This window comes from Arhodomonas sp. KWT, from assembly GCF_010993615.1.
This window is the reverse complement of sequence record NZ_WNXE01000390.1, coordinates 1-1661: the sequence shown is the minus strand read 5'-3', so window position 1 is coordinate 1661 and position 1661 is coordinate 1. Positions and strand designations below refer to the sequence as shown.

Genomic DNA, 1661 nt, shown 5'->3' with positions numbered 1-1661 from the left:
GGCCCGAACGGGCCCGTCGGCGGCGCACTCGTGGCCATGGGCGGCGCGCCGCTGGCGTTCACCTTCGCGGGCCTGGTCTTCGGCTCGGTGGTCTACTCGCTGCCGTTCGTGGTCCAGCCCCTGCAGAACAGCTTCGCTGCCGTCGGCCACGGGCCGCTGGAGGCCGCCGCTACCCTGGGGGCCGGCCGGCGGGACCGGTTCTTCACGGTGGCCGTGCCGCTGGCCGCCCGCGGCTTCATCTCCGCTGTTACCCTGGGATTCGCCCATACCGTCGGCGAGTTCGGGGTCGTGCTCATGATCGGCGGCAACATACCGGGGCGGACCCAGGTGGTGTCCATCGCCATCTACGATCATGTCGAGGCGCTGGACTACGGTCATGCGCACGTCCTCTCGGGAATGCTGCTGGTGCTCGCCTTCCTGCTGCTGTGCGCGGTCTACTGGGGCAACCGGCGGTTCCGGGGGATGGGCACATGAGCCTCGCGCTGTCCGTCACCCTGGAGCGCCCGGGGTTCCGGCTCACCGTGGACGAAACGCTGCCCGCCGACGGCGTCACCGCCGTGTTCGGTCCCTCCGGCTGCGGCAAGACCACGCTGCTGCGCTGCATAGCCGGGCTGGAGCGGCCCCACGGGCGGATTGTGCTGAACGGGCACGTGGTGCACCACGACGCCGACGGTACCTGGGTCCCGGTGGAGGCACGGCGAGTGGGGCTGGTTTTCCAGGACGCGCGGCTGTTCGCCCACCTCAGCGTCGCCGGCAACCTGCGCTATGCCGCGCGGCGCAGCGGCGCCACCGCGGCGGAGCGCGACGAGCTGATCGAGCTGCTCGGCATCGGTGCGTTGCTCCGCCGGGCCCCGACCGAGCTGTCCGGCGGCGAGCGCCAGCGCGTCGCGATTGCACGGACCCTGCTGGCCCGGCCGCGGGTGCTGCTCCTCGACGAGCCGCTCTCCGCCGTCGACGAGGGGCATCGCCGGGAGATCCTGCCGTGGCTGGAACGGGCGGTGGCCGAACTCCGGCTGCCGACGCTGCTGGTCACCCACAACCTCGACGAGGTCGTGCGCCTCGCCGGACACCTCCTGCTCATGGAGGGTGGCCGTGTCACCGCCGGCGGTGGGCTTACCGAGATGCTGGCGCGGCCGGACCTGCCGCTGGCCCGGCGGGAGGACGCCGGTGCGGTGCTGGAGGCACGGGGCGTCGGCTACGATGCCCGCCACCACATGAGCGAGCTGCGCTGCGGCAGTACGCCGGTGTGGCTGGCCGGTGAGTACGTCCCGGAGGGGCAGGCGGTGCGGGTGCGCATTCACGCCAGCGACGTCACCCTGGCACTGGAGCCCCCGGGGGCGACCAGTGCGCTGAACCGTTTCCAGGGTGTCGTGGAGACCGTGACGGCGGAGCCGGCGGAAGGACGCTGCCTGGTGGCCGTGGCCACGGACGGCGGACGGCTGCTGGCGTCGTTGTCCAGCCTTTCCCGGGAGCGTCTGGGCATTGAGCCCGGCCGCCGGGTCTGGGCTATGGCGAAGACGGTGGCACTGGTCTGAGCGCCGGCTCAGATACCGAGGATCACGCTCGAGGCCTTGAACAGGGCCGTGGCCGCCACGCCCGGTGCCAGGCCGAGGCGCTCGACGCTGTCCCGGGTGATGGTGGCGGCGATGGTCTGCCCGCCC

3 protein-coding genes are annotated in these 1661 nt (G+C 72.5%); 2 read left to right on the top strand and 1 reads right to left on the bottom strand.

Annotated features, from left to right (window positions below):
- The coding region (locus tag G7A99_RS19250; protein ID WP_163143252.1) for a molybdenum ABC transporter permease at positions 1-474 on the top strand (474 nt) is incomplete at its 5' end.
- Complete coding sequence (gene modC, locus G7A99_RS19245; protein WP_163143249.1) at positions 471-1535, top strand: molybdenum ABC transporter ATP-binding protein; 1065 nt, start codon at positions 471-473, stop codon at positions 1533-1535. The genes G7A99_RS19250 and modC, both read left to right, overlap by 4 nt.
- A gap of 8 nt (positions 1536-1543) precedes the next feature.
- Here modC and G7A99_RS19240 read toward each other — a convergent pair whose 3' ends face one another.
- A complete protein-coding gene (locus G7A99_RS19240) occupies positions 1544-1648 on the bottom strand; it encodes a TOBE domain-containing protein (RefSeq protein WP_256379730.1) in 105 nt (34 codons plus the stop codon).
- Positions 1649-1661 lie beyond the last annotated feature (13 nt).